16 protein-coding genes are annotated in these 19,586 nt (G+C 65.7%); 9 read left to right on the top strand and 7 right to left on the bottom strand.

Annotation, left to right across the window (positions count from 1 at the left end):
* Positions 1-10: 10 nt before the first annotated feature.
* Both QA635_RS29785 and QA635_RS29780 read left to right on the top strand, forming a co-directional pair.
* Entirely contained in the window at positions 11-460 is a 450-nt protein-coding gene (locus tag QA635_RS29785; RefSeq protein ID WP_283063072.1) for a hypothetical protein, read from the top strand.
* Positions 461-531: 71 nt separating this feature from the next.
* Positions 532-1,554: a S1C family serine protease gene (locus tag QA635_RS29780; RefSeq protein ID WP_283063070.1), complete on the top strand. Its 1,023-nt coding sequence runs from the start codon at positions 532-534 to the stop codon at positions 1,552-1,554.
* 136 nt (positions 1,555-1,690) lie between these two features.
* Here the strand turns inward: QA635_RS29780 and QA635_RS29775 are convergent, their stop codons facing one another.
* The 7 genes from QA635_RS29775 to QA635_RS29745 all read right to left on the bottom strand — a co-directional run bounded on the left by QA635_RS29775 (position 1,691) and on the right by QA635_RS29745 (position 11,543).
* A complete protein-coding gene (locus QA635_RS29775; RefSeq protein WP_283063069.1) occupies positions 1,691-2,620 on the bottom strand; it encodes a TorF family putative porin in 930 nt (309 codons plus the stop codon).
* Between the two features lie 6 nt (positions 2,621-2,626).
* Positions 2,627-3,283, bottom strand: a complete 657-nt coding sequence (locus tag QA635_RS29770) for a VIT1/CCC1 transporter family protein (RefSeq protein WP_283063067.1) — start codon at positions 3,281-3,283, stop codon at positions 2,627-2,629.
* Between the two features lie 760 nt (positions 3,284-4,043).
* Positions 4,044-4,823 (bottom strand): alpha/beta fold hydrolase, encoded by a 780-nt coding sequence (locus tag QA635_RS29765; RefSeq protein WP_283063065.1) that lies wholly within the window; start codon positions 4,821-4,823, stop codon positions 4,044-4,046.
* Between the two features lie 4 nt (positions 4,824-4,827).
* Complete coding sequence (locus tag QA635_RS29760) at positions 4,828-6,123, bottom strand: O-acetylhomoserine aminocarboxypropyltransferase (RefSeq protein ID WP_283063064.1); 1,296 nt, start codon at positions 6,121-6,123, stop codon at positions 4,828-4,830.
* 44 nt (positions 6,124-6,167) lie between these two features.
* On the bottom strand, positions 6,168-7,472 hold the full coding sequence (gene pncB / locus QA635_RS29755) for a nicotinate phosphoribosyltransferase (protein ID WP_092082610.1): 1,305 nt from the start codon (positions 7,470-7,472) through the stop codon (positions 6,168-6,170).
* 61 nt (positions 7,473-7,533) lie between these two features.
* The gene (locus QA635_RS29750; protein WP_283063063.1) at positions 7,534-11,076 is read right to left on the bottom strand and encodes a molybdopterin cofactor-binding domain-containing protein; all 3,543 of its coding nucleotides are present in this window, start codon (positions 11,074-11,076) and stop codon (positions 7,534-7,536) included.
* Complete coding sequence (locus tag QA635_RS29745) at positions 11,076-11,543, bottom strand: (2Fe-2S)-binding protein (protein ID WP_076827089.1); 468 nt, start codon at positions 11,541-11,543, stop codon at positions 11,076-11,078. The genes QA635_RS29750 and QA635_RS29745 overlap by 1 nt, the downstream gene beginning before the upstream one ends.
* Before the next feature lie 275 nt (positions 11,544-11,818).
* Between QA635_RS29745 and QA635_RS29740 the strand changes: the two genes are divergently transcribed.
* From QA635_RS29740 to QA635_RS29710, 7 genes are all read left to right on the top strand, one after another.
* A complete protein-coding gene (locus QA635_RS29740) occupies positions 11,819-13,258 on the top strand; it encodes a 6-hydroxynicotinate reductase (protein ID WP_283063062.1) in 1,440 nt (479 codons plus the stop codon).
* On the top strand, positions 13,255-14,163 hold the full coding sequence (locus QA635_RS29735) for a UPF0280 family protein (RefSeq protein WP_283063060.1): 909 nt from the start codon (positions 13,255-13,257) through the stop codon (positions 14,161-14,163). The genes QA635_RS29740 and QA635_RS29735 overlap by 4 nt, the downstream gene beginning before the upstream one ends.
* A gap of 16 nt (positions 14,164-14,179) precedes the next feature.
* A complete protein-coding gene (locus tag QA635_RS29730) occupies positions 14,180-14,764 on the top strand; it encodes an amino acid synthesis family protein (protein WP_283063059.1) in 585 nt (194 codons plus the stop codon).
* 28 nt (positions 14,765-14,792) lie between these two features.
* Positions 14,793-16,007 carry an ABC transporter substrate-binding protein gene (locus tag QA635_RS29725; RefSeq protein WP_283063057.1) on the top strand — a complete coding sequence of 405 codons (1,215 nt, stop codon included), beginning with the start codon at positions 14,793-14,795 and terminating at the stop codon, positions 16,005-16,007.
* 186 nt (positions 16,008-16,193) lie between these two features.
* Positions 16,194-18,083 carry an ABC transporter permease gene (locus tag QA635_RS29720; protein ID WP_283063056.1) on the top strand — a complete coding sequence of 630 codons (1,890 nt, stop codon included), beginning with the start codon at positions 16,194-16,196 and terminating at the stop codon, positions 18,081-18,083.
* The gene (locus QA635_RS29715) at positions 18,080-18,871 is read left to right on the top strand and encodes an ABC transporter ATP-binding protein (protein WP_016842451.1); all 792 of its coding nucleotides are present in this window, start codon (positions 18,080-18,082) and stop codon (positions 18,869-18,871) included. Before QA635_RS29720 ends, QA635_RS29715 begins: the two co-directional genes overlap by 4 nt.
* Entirely contained in the window at positions 18,868-19,572 is a 705-nt protein-coding gene (locus tag QA635_RS29710) for an ABC transporter ATP-binding protein (protein WP_057017556.1), read from the top strand. Before QA635_RS29715 ends, QA635_RS29710 begins: the two co-directional genes overlap by 4 nt.
* Positions 19,573-19,586: the final 14 nt, after the last annotated feature.

The raw sequence follows: 19,586 nt of genomic DNA, 5'->3' as shown, positions 1-19,586 counted from the left end.
AGAGACCGACATGTCTGATAGCAAAGAACTGACCGTAGCCCAGCGCGCCGATCTGCGCACCGTCGCCGCGATGATCGTTCCCGAAAGTGACGAGTACAAGGTGCCGGGGGCGGACGACGCCGCGATCCAGGCCGACATGCTCGCAACGCTCGGCCGCGACACCGCGCTGGTTGCGCGGGCGCTGGATCATCTGGCCGATCTCGCCGGCAAGCCGCTCGCCGAACTCGACGATGCCGGGCGCGATGCGGTGGCGCAGGAGTTTCGTAGCCATGGCGGCGCGGCCGCGGCCACGCTCGTCCGCGTGGTGCTGCAATGCTACTACCGCGACGACCGCGTGCTGCGCTCGCTCGGCCTCGAGCTGCGCGCGCCTTTCCCCAAAGGTCATGTGCTGCCGGAGGGCGACTGGTCGCTGCTCGATCCGGTCAAAGCGCGCGGCGGGGTGCTGCGGCGGGCGCCCTAGCCGACCGGGCAGGTAACCACTTGCGGCGCGGGGAGCCGGTCACCATCTGAGGAGACCAAAGGACTCTCGCCATGCTGGATATTACCTCAGATACCGCCGGTGACACGCCGTCACCGCGAACGGCCGATGCTGCCCGGGATAACGACCGGGCCTTGCTGGATGCCTATTCCAATGCCGTGATCGACGTCACCGACCGCGTCGGCCCCGCCGTGGTCCGGGTCGAAACCGGGCCGAAGGTGCGCAATGCGCGCGAGCGCGGCGGCCTCGGCTCGGGCATCGTGATCTCGCCCGATGGCTTCGTGCTGACCAACAGCCATGTGGTCGGATCGTCGAAGGAGATCCGCCTGCGCGACACCGAGGGCTTCGTCACCGATGCGCATGTGCTCGGCGTCGATCCCGACACCGATCTCGCGCTGCTGCGGGCCGATGGCGCGCGCGATCTGCCTTACGCGTCGCTCGGCAACTCCAAGACGCTGCGGCGCGGCCAGCTCGTGGTCGCGATCGGCAATCCGCTCGGCTTCGAATCGACGGTCACCGCCGGCGTGGTGTCGGCGCTGGGACGTTCGATCCGCTCGGTGAGCGGGCGCACCATCGAGGACGTGATCCAGACCGATGCCGCGCTCAACCCCGGCAATTCCGGCGGACCCCTGGTGTCGTCGAGGGGCGAGGTGATCGGCATCAACACCGCGATCATCAATGGCGCGCAGGGCATCTGCTTTGCGGTCGCCAGCAACACCGCGCAGTTCGTGCTGTCGGAGATCATCCGCCACGGCTATGTCCGCCGCGCCTATATCGGCGTCGCCGGGCAGACCGCGCCGGTGCCGCGGCGGCACGCGGTACTGGCCGGGGTCGAGAACAAGATGGGCGCGCTCTTGATGCAGATCGAGCCGGACAGCCCGGCCGCGCGCGCGGCGCTGCTGCCGGGCGACGTCGTGATCAGGCTCGACGGCATCGAGATCAACGGCGTCGACGACCTGATCCGCGCGCTCGATCACAGCCGGATCGAGCGCACCCTGTCAATGGACGTGCTCCGCCTCGGCCGCCTGCGCGCGATCGACATCCACCCGATCGAGCGGAAGCCCGCGAAGCAGTGATGCTCTCGTCGCGCGTGATGCACCCTCTCCCTTTGTGGGAGAGGGTCGCTTCGCGTAGCGAAGCGGGGTGAGGGGTCTCTCTCCGCGGATAGAGATCGGGCGGCTCCAGCAACAACCCTTAGCCCAAAGTTCCTGCCTAGTTCAACGCAAACCAGACCTTGGCAACAAACGTCGCGCCGCACCAGTTCGAGGTCAGGCCATCCGGGTTGGTAGCGAGATTCACACGGCCGCCTGGCTGCGCATTTGGATCGCCTGTAAAGACAAAGCAGTTTTCCTTCGTCAGATTGGTGTCGTAGTAGCGCAGGTCGAAGTTGAAAGCCTTGTGGGTGAAGGTCACGCCTGCCTGCCAATTGAGATAGGAAGGTAGAGGGAATCCGCCGAGTTGCTGGCGTTGATTGCCGAACCAGGAATAACCGGCAGCGGTCGTGAAGGATATGGTTACATCGTGCGGCAGCAATCGGCTCGGCACATCATAGCCGACGCCACCTGCCACATATTGGCTCCAGGCGCCGGTGTTCGAGACATTCGGTGAATAAGCGTAGCCCGCGGCGAGGCGGACTTGTTCGCTGATTTTTCGGTCGCCGCGGATGACCGTCTCCCAATAATTGATTCCGTTGGTCTCGCCGGGAAGCCGTTCTCCGGGATAAGCGAAATAGGTCACGCCAAAATCGAAATCGATGGTTGCGAACGTCGGACGGATACCGGCGGCGTAGGTGAATTCGGCGGCTGGTTGTGTCGGCAAGTTGACGGTGGCGACTGTTGTGCCGGCGTATAGCTGGCCCCATCTTGCTTCCAGGGCAGCGCCGACCGCAGGCCCATGATCGGACAATGTGACGCCGCGATAGATGTAGTCGGACGCAAGTCCCGCGCGGGCGCTGAATTCCAGTTCGTTCGAAGACGTTGTGTGGTTGGTGTCGGCCGCCGACCATCCGCGATTGCCAAGGCCGATTGCTCCGGCTGAGCTTGGGGCTTGGCCGTAAGCGAGATCGCTGATCGAAAGCACAAGCCATAGCGCGACCAACCCCGTGATCGAGCGACCACTCGTTGCGTCTTTTCGCTGCCGCACTGTCGCTTACCCTCCAAGAGCTACCGCGACGCCAACCAGTGCACTACCCACAGCCACCATCGAAAGCCCTGCCATCCAAGGCCGCAACCCGCTACGTACTCCAAATGCGTAACCACAGCAGAACAGCATCACGATGGCGACAACGTAGGTCACATGCAAGGCTAATCTGGGGTCGCGCAGCAGCACGAACGGAATTGTCAGCGGGAAGGTCGAAAGGAAACTCAATAAGCAAAGGCCCAGCGCTCCCGTCCAGTCGCGCTTCGTCAGCCTTGGACCAAGGAACGGCTCAGGCAATTGCCGCAGAGTTTTCCGGAGTACTTCCAATTGGTCCAGAGGTAGGATCGCCGCCAATTGAGCCGGCAATGCATCTGAGATGATGCGCTGCGCAGTTTCGGGATCGGGCGCCTGCCTGATTGCGCGGAGCGTCAAAGCCTTGTCTCCCCGGTCATTGATGCGAGCCAGAAGATAAAGACCGCCGTCAACGATACCCCAGGCTAGATTGCAGCCTAGCGCTCCCATCAGCATCGTACGAATGTTGATGTCGGCACCCGATGCGATACTCAGCGAGCAGATGAAGGTAAGGGCCATAATCAGACCGAACAAGGTCTCCGAGATCCGTTCCATCGGATCCAGTACGCGTCGAGGCGCTAAGGCGTCTGACATGAAATCATCTCCCGCTGGCCTTGCTACGGATAAGGCATCGGCTGATGTTCAGCTTGTGGTCGAACACGTGATCTATCCCGGGATGTCATTTTGACTTATCGAGCGGTCTGCCCACTCTCTGCCGGGTTCTTTGGTCGGCCTTGCGATAAGTCAATCTATCGGCCCATCGGCGGGCTGACCCAGATGTCCGCATTCGGCCCCTCTCGGACTTGCGGCAATCCGCTTTCGCGCTCCCGTCAGGGCCGTACGCGCGTCAGTCCACCGGAACACCACCCGCCATTGGTCACGGGCCGGGTGCTTGCCTGCCGAGTCTCCTTTGCAATGTCATGGGGTGAGAATTTTGGCCGCAATCGTGACGGACGCGTACACGGCGGAGTGCTTCAGAAATTCGGAATAATAGAAGATATCGCTGATTTGCCCGACATGTCAAGTTGCTTGTCCGAGCGCCGGCGACCGCCCTGCTCCTTTGCATGGGGTTGTTTTCGATATTTCGCGGGCGGCTCACCTTCGAACGAAGTTTCACGAGCAGTGGTGGCGGCAGGGGCACTTCGAATGCGCAAGCATTGGAGCCGGGTGAAGGGCTCGATCCGCGAGCTCACCTGTGGAGAGGACCCCTCATCCGACGCCGTAGCCGACGCCGCGCGTCGGCGTTGCTTAGAAACGGAGGCCGTTGGCCGCCTATGCCACCTTCTCCCACATCCGCCTTCGCCAAGGCTACGGCGGGCACGAGGGGAGAAGGGAAGAGGAGCCTGCCGCTCCGCTACCGCAACGCCGCCAGCAGTTCGTCGGGCTGCTCGACCATCATCATGTGGCCGGCACCCGGCAGCACGACGGTGCGGGCGTTCGGCGTCGCGGCGGCGAGGGCCTTGCCGGCCTTGGCTGGCGTCATCATGTCGCGCTCGCCGAGGATGAAGGTCGCGGGCACCTTGACCGCGGCAGCCGCCGTGAGCGCGTTCTGGTAGGCGTTGCAGGCATTGAGGTCGTTGTACAGCACGCCCGGCTTCGCCTCCTGCAGCACCCGCTGCGCGCCCTGGTGCATCCACAGGCCGGGCGCGAGGCTGCCGCCAAGCTCGGCCTTGAAGCCGAGCCCCCAGATCGAGACCATGTCGATCGCGGCGACATCATTGGCCTCGGCGGCTTTCAGGAGATCGGGGCCGACCGTCATGGTCGCGGCGGTGCCGATCAGCGCGAGGCCGGAGACCCTGTCGGGATGCCGCGCCGAGGTCTCGATCGCGATCAGCGATCCCATCGAATGGCCGATCAGCCGCGCCTTCGATGCGCCGGCCGCCGTGACCAGCGCCGCGATCCAGTCGGCCATCTCAGCGATGCTCTTCAGCGGCTTGCCGGCGGAGCGGCCATGGCCCGGCAGGTCCGGCGCCAGCACGGAAAAACCGTGATGGGCGAACCAGCGGCTATGCAGCGCCCAGGTCGAGGAATCGAAGCCGGCGCCGTGGATCATCACCACCGCCGGCAGCGACGGATCGAACGGCCTGCCGCCGGTCGCGATGAAGGTGTCTGATCCGTTCACGGAAAGCTGCATGGGCTTAAGTCCTTTGCGAGGCGCGCAGCGCCTGGCCGAGATCGTCGATGATGTCCTGCGCGGTTTCGATGCCGACCGACAGCCGCACCAGCTCCTCGCCGATGCCGGCGGCCTTGAGCTGCTCGGCGTCCATCTGCTGGTGGGTGGTGCTGGCGGGATGGATCACCAGCGTCTTGGCGTCGCCGACATTGGCGAGATGGCTGATCAGCTTCAAGGACTCGATGAACTTCTTGCCGGCGGCGCGACCGCCCTTGATGCCGAAGCTGACGATCGAGCCGGCGCCGCGCGGCAACAGCTTCTTGGCGAGCGCGTAATCCGGATGCGTCTCCAGCGAGGGATGCAGCACCCAGTCGACCGCCTTGTTTGCGGCGAGGGCGTCCAGCACCGCATGGGTGTTGCTGACGTGGCGGTCCATGCGGACGCCGAGCGTCTCGATGCCCTGCAGCAGCTGGAAGGCGTTGGTCGGCGACAGGCAGGCGCCGAAATCGCGCAGGCCCTCGGTGCGCGCCCGCATGATGAAGGCGGCCTTGCCGAACTGCTCGTCGAAGACGATGCCGTGATAGCCGGCATAGGGCTCGGTGAGCTGCGGGAATTTGCCGGAGGCGCGCCAGTCGAACCGCCCGCCATCGACGATCACGCCGCCGATCGCAATGCCATGGCCGCCCATCCACTTGGTCGCCGAGTTCATCGCGATGTCGGCGCCGAGCTCGATCGGCTGGCTGAGATAGGGCGTCGCGAAGGTATTGTCGATCAGAAGCGGAATCTTCGCGTCATGCGCGATTTGCGCCACCGCGGGGATATCGAGGACTTCGAGGCCGGGATTGCCGATGGTCTCGCCGATCACGAGGCGGGTGTTCGGCTTGATCGCGGCACGAAATTCGTCGAGCGCACGCGGCTTCACGAAGGTCGTGGTGATGCCGAACCGCGGCAGCGTGTGCGCCAGGAGGTTGATGGTGCCGCCGTAGAGCGAGGCGGAGGCTACGATGTGGTCGCCGGCATTGAGCAGGGTTGCGATCGCAAGATGCATCGCGGCCATGCCGCTGGCGGTGCAGATCGCGCCGACGCCGCATTCGAGCGCGGCGATCCGTTCCTCCAGCACTGATGTCGTCGGGTTCGAGATGCGGGTGTAGATGTGGCCGGCGCGCTCGAGGTTGAACAGCGCCGCGGCATGATCGGCATCCTGGAACACGTAGGACGTGGTCTGATAGATCGGAACCGCGCGCGCGCCGGTTGTGGGATCGGGGCGCTGGCCGGCGTGCAGGCTCAGGGTTTCGAAGGCAGGCGGCTTGGGTGCGGGCATGCGAAACTCGTCAGGTCAGTCGATGGAGGGATATCTGTGCCGGTTTAGACGTGAACTGCGGTGCGAACACGGCCGACATTGCCGAACACGCGCAAATAGCGCTCGACCTCTGTGGGGATGCCGGTCGCCTTCTCCGGATTGTCGGAGAGTTTTACGGCCGGGCGTCCGTCGACCGACGTCACCTTGCAGACGATCGAGATCGGGTCGAGCTCGGCGGTGCCATCGGGCGCGCAGCCGACGAAATCGTTGGTGAGGTTGGTGCCCCAGCCGAAGCTGACGCGCACGCGTCCCTTGAAATGGTGGAACGTCTCCTCGATCGAGCCGACATCCATCGCGTCGGAGAACACCAGCAGCTTCTCCTTGGGATCGCGGCCCTTCTGCTTCCACCATTTGATGATCTCTTCGCCGGCCGTGATCGGCGGCGCGCTGTCGGGTCGAAAGCCGGTCCAGTCGGCGACCCAATCGGGCGCGTCGCGCAGGAACGGTTTTGTCCCGAAGGCATCGGGCAGCGCGATCAAGAGGTTGCCGCCATAGGTGTGGCGCCATTGGTCGAGGATGCGATACGGCGCCCAGCGCAGCGCCTCGTCGTCATTGGCGAGGGCGGCGGCGACCATCGGCAGCTCGTGCGCGTTGGTGCCGATCGCCTCGAGGTCGTTGTCCATCGCGAGCAGCACGTTCGACGTTCCGGTGAAGGAGGGGCCGAGGCCTTCCTTCACCGCCTCGACGCACCAGCGCTGCCAGAGGAAGCCATGGCGGCGGCGTGTGCCGAAATCGGACAGCCGCAAGCCGTCCAGCTTGCGCAGCCGCTCGACCTTGGCCCACAGCTTGGCCTTGGCGCGGGCGTAGAGCACGTCGAGCGCGAAGCGGCCGTAGGTCTTGGTCGCCGCGCGCGAGCGGAGCTCGTTGAGGATCGCGAGCGCCGGAATCTCCCACATCGTGGTGTGGGTCCAAGGCCCGTGGAAGTGCAGCTCGTACTGGCCGTCGACCTTGTGCAGCTCGTATTCGGGCAGCCGGAAGTTCGAGAGCCAGTTGATGAAGTCGGGCGAGAACATCTGGGTCTTGCCGTAGAACGTGTTGCCCGCGAGCCAGATCAGCTCCTTCTTGGTGAAGCGGATGGTGCGGGCGTGGTCGAGCTGGGCACGCAACTCGGCCTCGTCGATGACCTCGGCGAGCCGGATATGGGTCGAGCGGTTGATCACCGAAAAGGTCGTGCGGGTGTCCGGATAGCATTCCCGGATCATCTGCTGCATCAACAGCTTGTAGAAATCGGTGTCCAGCAGGCTGCGCACGATCGGGTCGAGCCGCCAGCCGTGGTTGTAGGTCCGGGTCGCGATATCTGTCACGGTCATGCGGGAACCTTAGCCTGCCGGGCGCCGCCCGCCCAGTGGGTATCGGGCGGAACATGGCAGGTCAACGCGCTATGGTCTGCCGTATACGGCCGACGGCGGCGGTGACATCGGCCCAGGCCGGCTTGTCAGGGGCAAATTGCCGCCGCAGGAAGCTGACGAGCTCGGCGACCTGGCCGTCGCTCATGCTGTCCTTGAACGCCGGCATGTAGCCCAGATCGGTCACGGCCGGCTTGGCGATGCCGTGCAGGATCACCTGGATCAGATTGTCGGGCGCGTCGCTGTGCAGATTGCTGTTGAGCGCCAGCGACGGCCGGCTGCCGAACAGCGGCGGGCCGCCGACCTCATGGCAGACCGCGCAGGCGCCTTGATAGATCCGCGCTCCGGCCGAGGCGGCGGTGGTGACGACGGTGCCGGCTTCGAGCTTCGCGGCAATGGCATCGTGGGCCGGCCGGTCGGCGCCGTCGTTGAACGAGGCGAGGTAGACCGCCATTGCACGAATGTCCTGGTCGGGCAGCGCGGCGAGCTCCTGCACGACCGGCGCCATCGGACCTGCGGCGACGCCGTGCAGGCGGGACTCGCCGGTGCGCAGATAGGCGTAGAGCTCGTCCTCGCTCCAGGGGATCGGCGCCTTCGACAGCGACGTCAGCGCCGGCGCCTCCCAGCCCTCGGCGAAGCCGCCGGCGAGATAGGCGCTTTGCCGCTCGGCGCCGAGCGCATTGCGCGGCGAGTGACAGGCGCTGCAATGGCCGAGCCCCTCGATCAGATAGGCGCCGCGATTCCACACTTCCGATTTAGTGGGATCAGGTTGGAACGTGTTGGGCCGATGGAACAGCGCATTCCATCCGGCGAGCAGCGGCCGCAGGTTGAACGGAAAGGCGAGCGCGTTGGCCGGCGTTTCGGCGCGCACCGGCGCCTGCGCCATCAGATAGGCATAGAGCGCCTGCAGGTCGGCATCGCTGGTCCTGGCGAAGTGCGTGTACGGGAACGCCGGATAGAGATGGTGTCCGTCGCGATGAATGCCCTCGCGCATCGCGCGCTCGAAAGCGGGATAGGACCAGGCGCCGATGCCGGTGCTGACGTCGGGCGTGATATTGGTCGTATGGATAGTGCCGAACGGCGTCTCGAGCGGCCGGCCGCCGGCGTTCGAGATGCCGTGCTCCGAGGTGTGGCAGACGGCGCAGGCACCGAGTGCCGCGAGCTCCTTGCCGCGCGCGATCGTCGCGGCGGAATACACCGATGCATCGGGCCGCGCGATTGGCGCGATCGCGCGCCACGGCAGCACGGCCGCGCCGATGCCGATCGCCGCTGCGCAGAGTGCGGCAATGCCGGCGAGCACGCCGCCGCGCTTTGGAAAGGGATTCTGCCATCTGTTGAGGTCGGCCGTCTGCGCAGGCGGCGGGAGCGGGGCGGGCGCGACCGGTTGCTCGCCGCGCAATCCCTTCAGGATGCGTTCCGGTGTGAACGGCAATTCGCGGAAGCGGACGCCGGTCGCGTCGTAGATCGCATTGGCGATCGCGGCGGCGCTCGGCACCGAGGCGGACTCGCCGACGCCGAGCGGTGGTTGATCCTGCCGCGGCAGCATCAGCACATCGATCTTCGGCAGCTCGGGGAATTTGATGATGGGGTAGGCGCCCCATTCCCGCGCGGTCACCGCGCCGCGCTCGAAGGACACTTCCTCCATCAGCGCGCGGCTGGTCGACTGGATCACGTTGCCTTCGATCTGGTGCCGCACGCCCTCCGGATTGATCATCAATCCGGAATCCTGGCCGGCGACGACGCGCGTCACGCTGACATCGCCGGTCGCCTTGTTGACGGCGACGTCGGCGATCCAGGCCGACCACGCCGCGCCGTAACCGGGAAACTTGCTGTGCACGTAGAGCGCATAGGCAAAGCCGCGGCCGCGCACGATGTCGCCGTCCGCCTCCGGCTCTTTCCACACCGGGCGCGGCGTCCAGCCGGCGCGCTCGGCAACGGCATTGACGAGATCGATCGCGCGTTGGTCCTTCAGATAGCGCAGCCGGTACTCGATCGGATCGACCTTCGCCTCCGCCGCAAGCTCGTCGATGTAGGATTCATGCGCAAATGTGTTCGGCAGCGCCGAGACGCCGCGAAACCAGGACGCGCGCACGACCGGCGGCATGTCGTTGGCGACGACACGCATGTTCTCGTAGTCGTAGGGCGGGATCGCGGTGCGGTCGCCCATCTCGAACACCGCGGCGTCAGGCGCGATCCGCCCGGTGAGCAGCAGTGCCAATGTCGGCGCGCCGTTCGAGGGATAGCGGGTGGCAAAATCGTAACCGGCGACGCTGCCGTCGGCGTTGAGCCCGCCATTGACGTCCATCAGCTGCGCGGTGCCCTTCGGCTCCCAGGCATGCTCCTGCTCGCGGGTGAGCTGCACGCGCACCGGACGGCCGACCGCGCGCGACAGCAATAGCGCATCGGCGGAGACGTCGTCGGCGCAGTTGCGGCCGTAGCAGCCGGCGGCCTCCATCCTGACGATGTCGATCTCGGATTCCGGCCGCTGGATCAAGAGCGCGAGGTCGCCGCGCAGGATGTGCGGGTTCTGGGTGCCGGACCAGACCCGGATCGCGCCCTCGCTGTAATCGGCGACCGCGCAGGACGGGCCGATCGAGCCGTGCATCTGGTAGGGCCATAGATAGCTCCGCTGCATCGGCTTGGCGGCCGCCTTGATCGCGGCGTCGACGTCGCCCTTGTCGATCAGCTGGCGCGGCGTCGAGGGATTGGCGCGCAGCGCCTTCTCCACGTCGGCGAGATCGGTCAGTGCCGGCCCCGGCTTCCAGCTCACCGTGAGCTGCGCCGCAGCCTTGATCGCATTCTCCTCGCGCTCGGCAACGACGCCGACGAAATCGCCGATCCGCACCACCGCGACGAGGCCTGGAATATCGCGCACCGAGGCTTCATCGACCGCGATCAGGCTGTTGCCGACGAACGGGCCGGCGTCGACGCCGGCGTAAGGCGGGCGCACGACACGGCCGTGCAGCATGCCGGGCACGCGCACATCGTGGACATAGACAAGCTCGCCGGTGGCCTTCGCCGGCACGTCGATGCGCGGCACCGACTTGCCGACCACGGAATAGGTGCTCACGGCCTTGACCGGAACGTCATCGGCGAGATCGAGCCGGATGATCTCGTCCCCGATCAGCTCGCCATAGCTGATGCTGCGGTTGTCGTGACCGCGGATCAGCCCGTCCTCGATCGTGAGCTCGCCGACAGCTAGCTCCAATCGTTCGGCGGCCCGTGTGAGCAAAAAATGTCGCGCTTGCGCGGCGGCCTTGCGCAGGGGAACGGCGGTGATCTGGATGGTCTCGCTCGCGATCGTCGGGCCCTGGTTCGGCACAACGGCGGTGTCGCCGAGGATCACGACGACGCGGGCAAAGGAGACGTCGAGCTCTTCGGCAACGATCTGTCCGAGCGCGGTGCGGATGCCGGTGCCGAGGTCGACATGGCCGTTATAGGCATTGACCGTGCCGTCGGCCGTGATGGTGATGAAGGTCTCGGACGCGCCTTCCGCGCCCAGCACCGCGGGGCGGACGACCGACAGCGAGCCGCGCTGGCGTTGCTCGGGAGCCCGTGCGTCGACCATCAATCGCGCGCCTCGAGCGCGTGACCGGCCGCGCGCATCGCCGCGCGGATGATCTCGATATGCGCGCCGCAACGGCAGAGATTGTAGCGCAGCGCCTCCAGCACCTCATGCTCGGACGGATTGGGATTGCGCGTCAGCAAGGCCTTGGTGGTGATGATCATGCCGTTGAGGCAATAGCCGCACTGCGCGGCTTGTTCGTGGATGAAGGCATCCTGCACGGGATCGGGGTGCTCGCGGCTGCCGAGACCTTCGAGCGTGACGATGTTGCGGCCGGCGCAGCCCTCGATCGGAATCACGCAGGCACGCGCAGCGACGCCGTCGATCAGCACCGCGCAGGCGCCGCACTCGCCGAGCCCGCAGCCATATTTCGGTCCGTTCAATTCGAGGTCGTTGCGCAGCACGTAAAGCAATGCGGTGTCGGGAGCGGCGTCGACATCATGATTCCTGCCGTTCACGGTCAGGCGCATTGCCCCGGTTCTCCCTGATGTTTTGCGCTGCAACGCCAGCGTCGGATCGCCGACGAGGATAACGTTTGTATACAAACGTGCAAGCGGCGGCATGCCGCGCTGCAACGCGTGCCCGCTTTATGAACAGGATGCGCAAGCGAAGGGCAGGGTTTGATTGCAAAGGCCGCTTGACAGCTCCCGGGCTCGCGCGCAGGATCATTCGTATACGAACGATATGCATGGGAGGCGGAAGCGCAGTATGATCGACCGCCGCCACAAGTCCAGGCTTGGTCACGATGGCTGACACAATGACCGTCGCCGCCGGCGACAAGATCCGCTGCGATGCCTGTCCGGTGATGTGCTACATCAAGCCGGGCGCGGCCGGCGCCTGCGACCGCTATGCCAATCATGACGGCACGCTGGTGCGCGTCGATCCGCACGTCGTGCTGGAGCGCACCGTGTCGCATGGCGGCAAGCTGGTTCCGTTCCAGGTGAGCGGCGACTGGGACGGCAAGATCGTCCGCGAGCCCGAACTTTTCGTTACCGCGATCGGCGCCGGAACCACCTATCCGGACTACAAACCCGCGCCCTTCATCGTGTCGTCGGAAGTCGACGGCATCGACATGGTCACCGTGGTGACCGAAGGCATTTTCTCGTATTGCGGCGTCAAGGTGAAGATCGACACCGACCGCTACCTCGGCCCGGAAACCGCGACCGTGCGCGCGGACGGCGAGGCGGTCGGCCATGTCACGACCAGCGAATATGGCTCGCAGATGCTCTCGCTCGGCGGGGTGCATCATTTGACCGGCGGCTCCAAGAAGGAGGGCCGCGTCACCTGCGACACGCTGATGGATCTCTCCAACTGCAAGGCGGTCGAGCTGACCATCGACGGCGGCGCCACCGTCGTGGTGCAGGCCGGCAGGCCGCCGATCGTCAATGGTGTGGCAGAAGAGCGCATGCGGGTCGGCTGCGGTTCGGCGACCATCGGCATGTTCGCCAAGCAATGGCACGGCAAGGTCGACGAGGTCGTGGTGGTCGACGACCACATCACCGGCGTGCTCAGCGAGCACCAGGCCGGCAAGCTGCTCGACATCGCCGACACCGGCATCAAGATGAAGGGGCGGCGTTCGACGCCCGGCCGCTATTTCCAGGTCGCCGATCCCGGCACCGGATGGGGCGGCACCAACATCTCCGATCCGCTGTCGATCCTCGGTCCCTTCAATGCGAAGGAGGCGCGGCCCGGGCTCACCATGCTGATGGTCTCGACCACCGGCGAACATGCTTCTTATTACGTGCTCGACGAGGCGTTGAAGCCGGTCGAGACCGAGATGCCCGCGGACCTCAAGTTCTCGGTCGAGCGCATCCAGGAGAATTGCGAGCCGGCGCTGTGCACCGTGCTGTTCATGGGCGGCGCGGGCGGATCGCTGCGCGCCGGCGTCACCGACAATCCGGTGCGGCTGACGCGCTCGGTGAAGGACGCGCTGACGCGGGTGACCAGCGGCGGCGCGCCGGTTTATGTCTGGCCGGGCGGGGGCATCACCTACATGGTCGATGTCACGCAGATGCCGGCCGGTGCCTTCGGCTATGTGCCGACCCCGGCACTGGTGGCGCCGATTGAATTCACGATGCGCATGTCCGATTATGCGGCGCTGGGCGGTCACATGGACTATGTCCGGCCGCTGTCGTCACTGCGGGACAGCGCTGAGGTCCGGCCGATGCCCGGGCGGCGCGCATGACTAGGCTTCCGCAAATCGCGCTTCTTCCTGACGGCAAGCGGCTGCATTTGCAGGACGGTCCGATTGATCTGGTCATCGAGGCGAAGGGCAGGGACGACGACGTCAGCGCCGCCTATCGAGCGGCGGCCGAGCGCTTCACCGGTTTGCTCGACGAGCTATGCGCGGAACTCACCGAGCTGCGCAGTGGCGCCGATCCGCACCGTTGCGTGTTGAGAGGCGTGGTCGCGCGGCGGATGCATGCGGCAGTCGCGCCGTTTGCCGCCGATTGCTTCATCACGCCGATGGCAGCGGTCGCGGGCTCGGTCGCCGAGGAAATTTTGGGCGCGATGCTTGAGGCCGCGCCGCTCGACCGTGCCTATGTCAACAACGGCGGCGACATTGCCCTGCATCTCGCCGACGGCGAACAATTCACCGTCGGCCTGATGGACCGGCCGGACCGCCACGGCGTGATGCGCACGATGACGGTCGATGCCGAGACGCCGGTCCGCGGCATCGCGACCAGCGGCCGCCATGGCCGCAGTTTCTCGCTCGGTATCGCCGATGCCGTCACCGTGCTGGCGCGGACGGCGTCGCAGGCGGATGCCGCGGCGACGGTGATCGCCAATGCGGTCGATCTGCCCAGTCATCCCGCGATCCTGCGCGTTGCGGCGAACGAGCTGCAGCCCGACAGCGACCTCGGCGCGCGGCTGGTGACCCGCGATGTCGGGCGGCTGGCGGAACACGAGGTTGAGCAGGCGCTCGAGGTGGGGGCGACGCGGGCGCGCGACCTCCTGATGTCGAGATTGATCGAGGGCGCGGCATTGCGTCTACTGGGCGAAACGCGGCTTGTCGGTGCAACTGGGATTGGGGCGCCGGCGTCGCACGCGTTTCAGGGACAAACGATAGAACACATGCTGCGGGCATGACTGGAAGCGAGGCAAGATGAGCGCCGTCATTCGCAAGATCGTCACCGTGGTCGAGGAGACCCATCTGGAGATGGGCAAGACCATCGCACCGCCGACAAGGCGTGCTGCCGCGATCGCCGTGATCGAAAACCCCTTTGCCGGCCGCTATGTCGAGGATCTGTCGCCGTTGATCGCGATTGGCGAGGAACTCGGCGAACTGCTCTCGAAACGGGCCGTCGCCGCGCTCGGCATCGACGGCGCCAAGGCGCACAGCTACGGCAAGGCCGCCGCCGTCGGCGAGAATGGCGAGCTCGAACATGCGGCGGCGATCCTGCATCCGAAGATGGGCGCGCCGGTGCGCAAGGTGCTGTCGAAGGGCGCGGCGCTGATCCCGTCGTCGAAGAAGCGCTCGGGGCCCGGCACCACGCTGGATATTCCGCTCGGGCACAAGGACGCGGCTTTCGTGCGCAGCCATTTCGACGGTATGGAAGTGCAGATCAACGACGCGCCGCGGGCCAACGAGATCATGGTCGCGGTCGCGGTGACCGACAGTGGACGGCCGCTGCCGCGCGTCGGCGGGCTGACGATCGGCGAGATCAAGGGCGAAGACGGATTGCGATAATCTCTTTGAAGAAAAACTGGAGGACGGGATGCGTGGTTATTTCGTAGGGGCGGGATTGGCGATCGCGGTCGCGACCATGGCGACGAGTGCCATGACGACGCAGGCCATGGCGCAGAGCGAAATCAAGATCGGCGAGATCAACTCCTATTCCTTGCTGCCGGCATTCACCGAGCCCTATCGCAAGGGCTGGCAGCTTGCGGTGGAAGAGATCAACGCGGCGGGCGGCATCAACGGCAAGAAGCTCGTGGTCGTTTCCAAGGACGACGGCGGCAAGCCGGCGGATGCGCAGACCGCGGCGAACGAGCTGGTGTCGAGCGAGAACGTCGCGATGCTCACCGGCACGTTCCTTTCCAATATCGGCCTTGCCGTCTCAGACTTCGCCAACCAGAAGAAGGTGTTCTTTCTTGCGGCTGAGCCGTTGACCGACGCCATCACCTGGTCGAAGGGCAACCGCTATACGTTCCGCCTGCGACCGTCGAACTACATGCAGGCGGCAATGCTGGTGGAAGAAGCCGCAAAACTGCCTGCAAAACGCTGGGCGACGATCGCGCCGAACTATGAATACGGCCAGTCGGCGGTCGCGGTGTTCAAGAAGCTGATGTCGGCGAAACGGCCCGACATCCAGTGGGTCGACGAGCAGTGGCCGCCGCAGGGCAAGATCGACGCCGGCCCGGTGGTGCAGGCGGTTGCCGCGGCGAACCCGGAAGCGATCCTCAACGTCACCTTCGGCGCCGACCTCGTCAAGCTCGTGCGCGAAGGCAACACCCGCGGCCTGTTCAAGGGCCGCACGGTGGTGAGCTTCCTGACCGGCGAGCCGGAATATCTCGATCCGCTGAAGGACGAGACTCCGGAAGGTTGGATCGTCACCGGCTATCCCTGGTATTCGATCAAGACGCCCGAGCACGACGCGTTCCTGAAAGCCTACCAGGCCAAGTACAACGACTATCCGCGGCTCGGCTCGATCGTCGGCTACCAGACCATCAAGGCGGCGGCGGCGATCCTTGCCAAGGCCGGCTCGAGCGATCCGGAGAAGCTGATCGCGGCGGCGGAAGGCATCTCGATGCCGTCGCCGTTCGGCGAGATCACCTTCCGCAAGATCGATCACCAGTCGACGCTGGGCGCGTTCACCGGCAAGACCGCGCTGAAGGACGGCAAGGGCATCATGGTCGACACCGCCTATCGCAAGGGGGCGGACTATCTGCCCGGCGATGCCGAGATCGAGAAGCTGCGGCCGAAGGATTGATTTTTTCTTCTCCCTCTCCCCGTTCTTACGGGGAGAGGGTTGGGGTGAGGGGCTGTCTCCACGAGTCGTGTTCGTGGAGAGTCCCCCTCACCCGAAACTCAAGCTGGCGCTTGAGTTTCGACCTCTCCCCGCAGGCGGGGCGAGGTGAAGGAAAGTGACGCTTGTGATCTCCAACGCGGACCGCCCATGGCCTTCTACGTCGTCCAGTTCCTGACCGGTCTTGCCAGCGCGGCGTCGCTGTTCCTGGTCGCTTCGGGTCTGTCGATCATCTTCGGCGTGACGCGGATCGTGAATTTCGCGCATGGCGCGTTCTACATGCTCGGCGCCTATGTCGCCTTTACCCTGACCGAGCGCTTCTCGGGCGCGTTCGGGTTCTGGGGCGGCATCGTCGTTGCCGCGCTGGCCGTGGCCGCCATCGGCGTGCTGGTCGAGATGGTGCTGCTGCGCCGGATCTACCATTCGCCGGAGCTGTTCCAGTTGCTCGCCACCTTCGGCCTGACGCTGATGGTCGAGGATCTCGTGGTGCTGATTTGGGGCCCGGACGATCTGGTCGGCCGCCGCGCGCCCGGCTTCAAGGGCGCGATCGATTTCTTCGGCCAGAATATTCCGAGCTACGATCTGTTCCTGATCGTGCTCGGGCCGGTCGTGCTCGGCGTGCTCTGGCTGTTGTTCCAGCGCACCCGCTGGGGCGTGCTGGTGCGCGCGGCGACGCAGGACCGCGACATGGTGGCTGCGCTCGGCGTCAATCAGAAATGGCTGTTCACCAGCGTGTTCGCGCTCGGCGTCTTCCTCGCCGCGCTCGGCGGCGCGCTGCAGATCCCGCGCGACGCGGTCAACCACGCGATGGATCTGCGCGTCATCGTCGAGGTCTTCGTCGTGGTCGTGATCGGCGGCCTCGGCAGCATCATCGGCGCCTTCGTCGCGGCGGTGCTGGTCTCGGAGCTCAACGCCTTCGGCATCCTGATCTTCCCGAAGATCTCCATCATCCTGGTGTTCCTGGTGATGGCGGTGGTGCTGATCGTGCGGCCGTGGGGGTTGTTCGGCAAGCCCGAGGCGCCGGCACGGCGCACGCCCGGTCTCACCGTCAATCCGTGGCGGCCGCTGACCATGAACGAGCGGTTCGCCGCGATCGCCGTGCTGATCGTTGCCGCCGCGCTGCCGTTTGTCGCCGGCAATTATTTGCTCACGGTCGGCTCGGAGATCGCGATCTTCGTGATCTTCGCGGTCAGCCTGCACTTCCTGATGTCGGTCGGCGGGCTCGCCTCGTTCGGCCACGCGGCCTATTTCGGCCTCGGCGCCTATGGCGTGGCGCTGCTCGCCAAGATGGCGGGCCTGCCGATGATTGCCTGCCTGCTGCTCGGGCCGCTGCTCGGGCTCCTCGGCGCCGCCGTATTCGGCTTCTTCGCGGTGCAGCTCTCCGGGGTCTATTTCGCGATGCTGACCTTGGCCTTTGCCCAGATCGTCTGGTCGATCGCGTTCCAATGGGTGTCGGTCACCGGCGGCGACAACGGCATCCTCGGGGTCTGGCCGGAGAAATGGGCGGCGAGCCCGTCGCATTTCTACTGGCTGTCGCTCGGCATCGCCGCGCTCGCGGTGATGATCCTCCGCATCATCGTGTTCTCGCCGTTCGGCTTTGCGCTGCGCGCGACGCGTGATTCGCCGCTGCGGAGCGAAGCCATCGGCATCGACGGCAAGCGCATCCAGTGGACCGCCTTCGTCATCGCGGGCACGGTCGCCGGCCTTGCCGGCGCGCTGTTCGCCTATCTCAAGGGCAGCGTGTTCCCCGACAATATGGGCATCTCGCTGTCGGTCGATGCGCTGGTCATGGTGCTGCTCGGCGGTGTCGAGACGGTGTCGGGCGCGGTGGTCGGCGCCATCGTCTACAAGGCGCTCAACATCTGGCTGGTCAGCCAGACCGATTGGTCAAAACTCGTGCTCGGCGCGTTCGTGGTGCTGATCGTGGTCGCGTTCCCGAAGGGCATCGTCGGCACGCTGGAAGCCTTCATGCATCGCCGGCGCAAATCCTCGTCGTCGGTATCGCCCTTGCTGACCTCCCGCATCGAGAGCGCCGAATGAGCATGGTTCCCACATTGCTGTCGGTCGAGGGGCTGACCAAATCCTATGGCGGCGTGCATGCCGTGCGCGGCGTCTCCTTCGAACTGCGCGCCGGCGAGATTTTGGCGCTGATCGGGCCGAACGGCGCGGGAAAAAGCACCTGCTTCGACATGCTCAACGGCCAGAACATTCCCGACAGCGGCCGCATTCGCGTGCTGGGCGCGGAGACCACCGGCAAGAAGCCGCGCGTGATCTGGCGCATGGGCGTCGGCCGCACCTTCCAGATCGCGGCGACATTCCCGACCATGACGGTACGCGAAAACGTGCAGGTCGCGCTGGTCTCGCATGGCGGGCAATTGTTCAACCTGTGGGCCTCGACCGCCCGCCACGCCCGCGACGAGGCCGGGCGGCTGCTCGATCTGGTCGGCATGGGCGCTTATGCGGAGCGGCCCTGCGGCGAGCTCGCCTATGGCGACGTCAAAAGGCTCGAGCTTGCGATCGCGCTCGCCAACCAGCCGAAGCTGCTCTTGATGGACGAGCCGACCGCCGGCATGGCGCCGCGCGAGCGCGTCGAGCTGATGCGGCTGACGGCTCGGATCGCGCGCGAGCAGTCGATCGGCGTGCTGTTCACCGAGCACGACATGGACGTGGTGTTCGAGCATGCCGACCGCATCCTGGTGCTGAACCGCGGCAGCCTGATCGCCGAAGGCTCGCCCGAGGAAGTCCGCGGCAATGCCCAGGTGCGGGCGATCTATCTCGGCGAGGGCCTCGTCTATGACGCCCGGCACCGCGAGGGGGCATCGGCATGAAGCTGACGGTGAAGGATCTCAACAGCTTCTACGGCCCGGCGCATATCTTGTTCGACATCGCGCTCGAGGTCGGCGAGGGCGAAGTGGTTGCCTTGCTCGGGCGCAACGGCGCCGGCAAATCGACCACGTTCCGCTCCATCGTCGGCCTGGTCGCGAACCGCTCCGGCCGAGTCATGTTCGAGGGCCGGGACGTCTCTGATCTGCCGACGCACGCGATCGTGCGCGGCGGGCTCGGCTATGTCCCGGAGGAGCGGCGCATCTTCACGGATTTGACGGTCGAGGAGAATCTCGAGGTCGGCCGGCAGCCGAAGCGGGCGGGCGCGCCGCAATGGGATCGCGAAAAACTGTTCAAGCTGTTCCCGAACCTCGGCGAGATGCGCGGCAGGCCCGGCGGGCGCATGAGCGGCGGCGAGCAGCAGATGCTGACGATCGCGCGCACGCTGATGGGCAATCCGTCGCTGGTGCTGCTCGATGAGCCCTCGGAGGGGCTGTCGCCGAAAATCGTCGAGCAGATGGTCGATGCGATCCTGGCGATGAAGAAAGAGGGCGTTAGCATCGTCGTCTCCGAGCAGAATTTGCATTTCGCCCGGCTGATCTCGGATCGCGCCTATATCATCGAGCGCGGCCGGATCTGTTTCGGCGGCACCATGGCGGAGCTCGATGCGCGTCCGGATATCCGGGACGCGCATCTGTCGCTGTAAGGGCGGAGTGGACG

The organism is Bradyrhizobium brasilense, assembly GCF_029714345.1.
GTDB lineage: Bacteria > Pseudomonadota > Alphaproteobacteria > Rhizobiales > Xanthobacteraceae > Bradyrhizobium > Bradyrhizobium australafricanum.
This window is presented reverse-complemented; position numbering and strand designations above follow the sequence as displayed.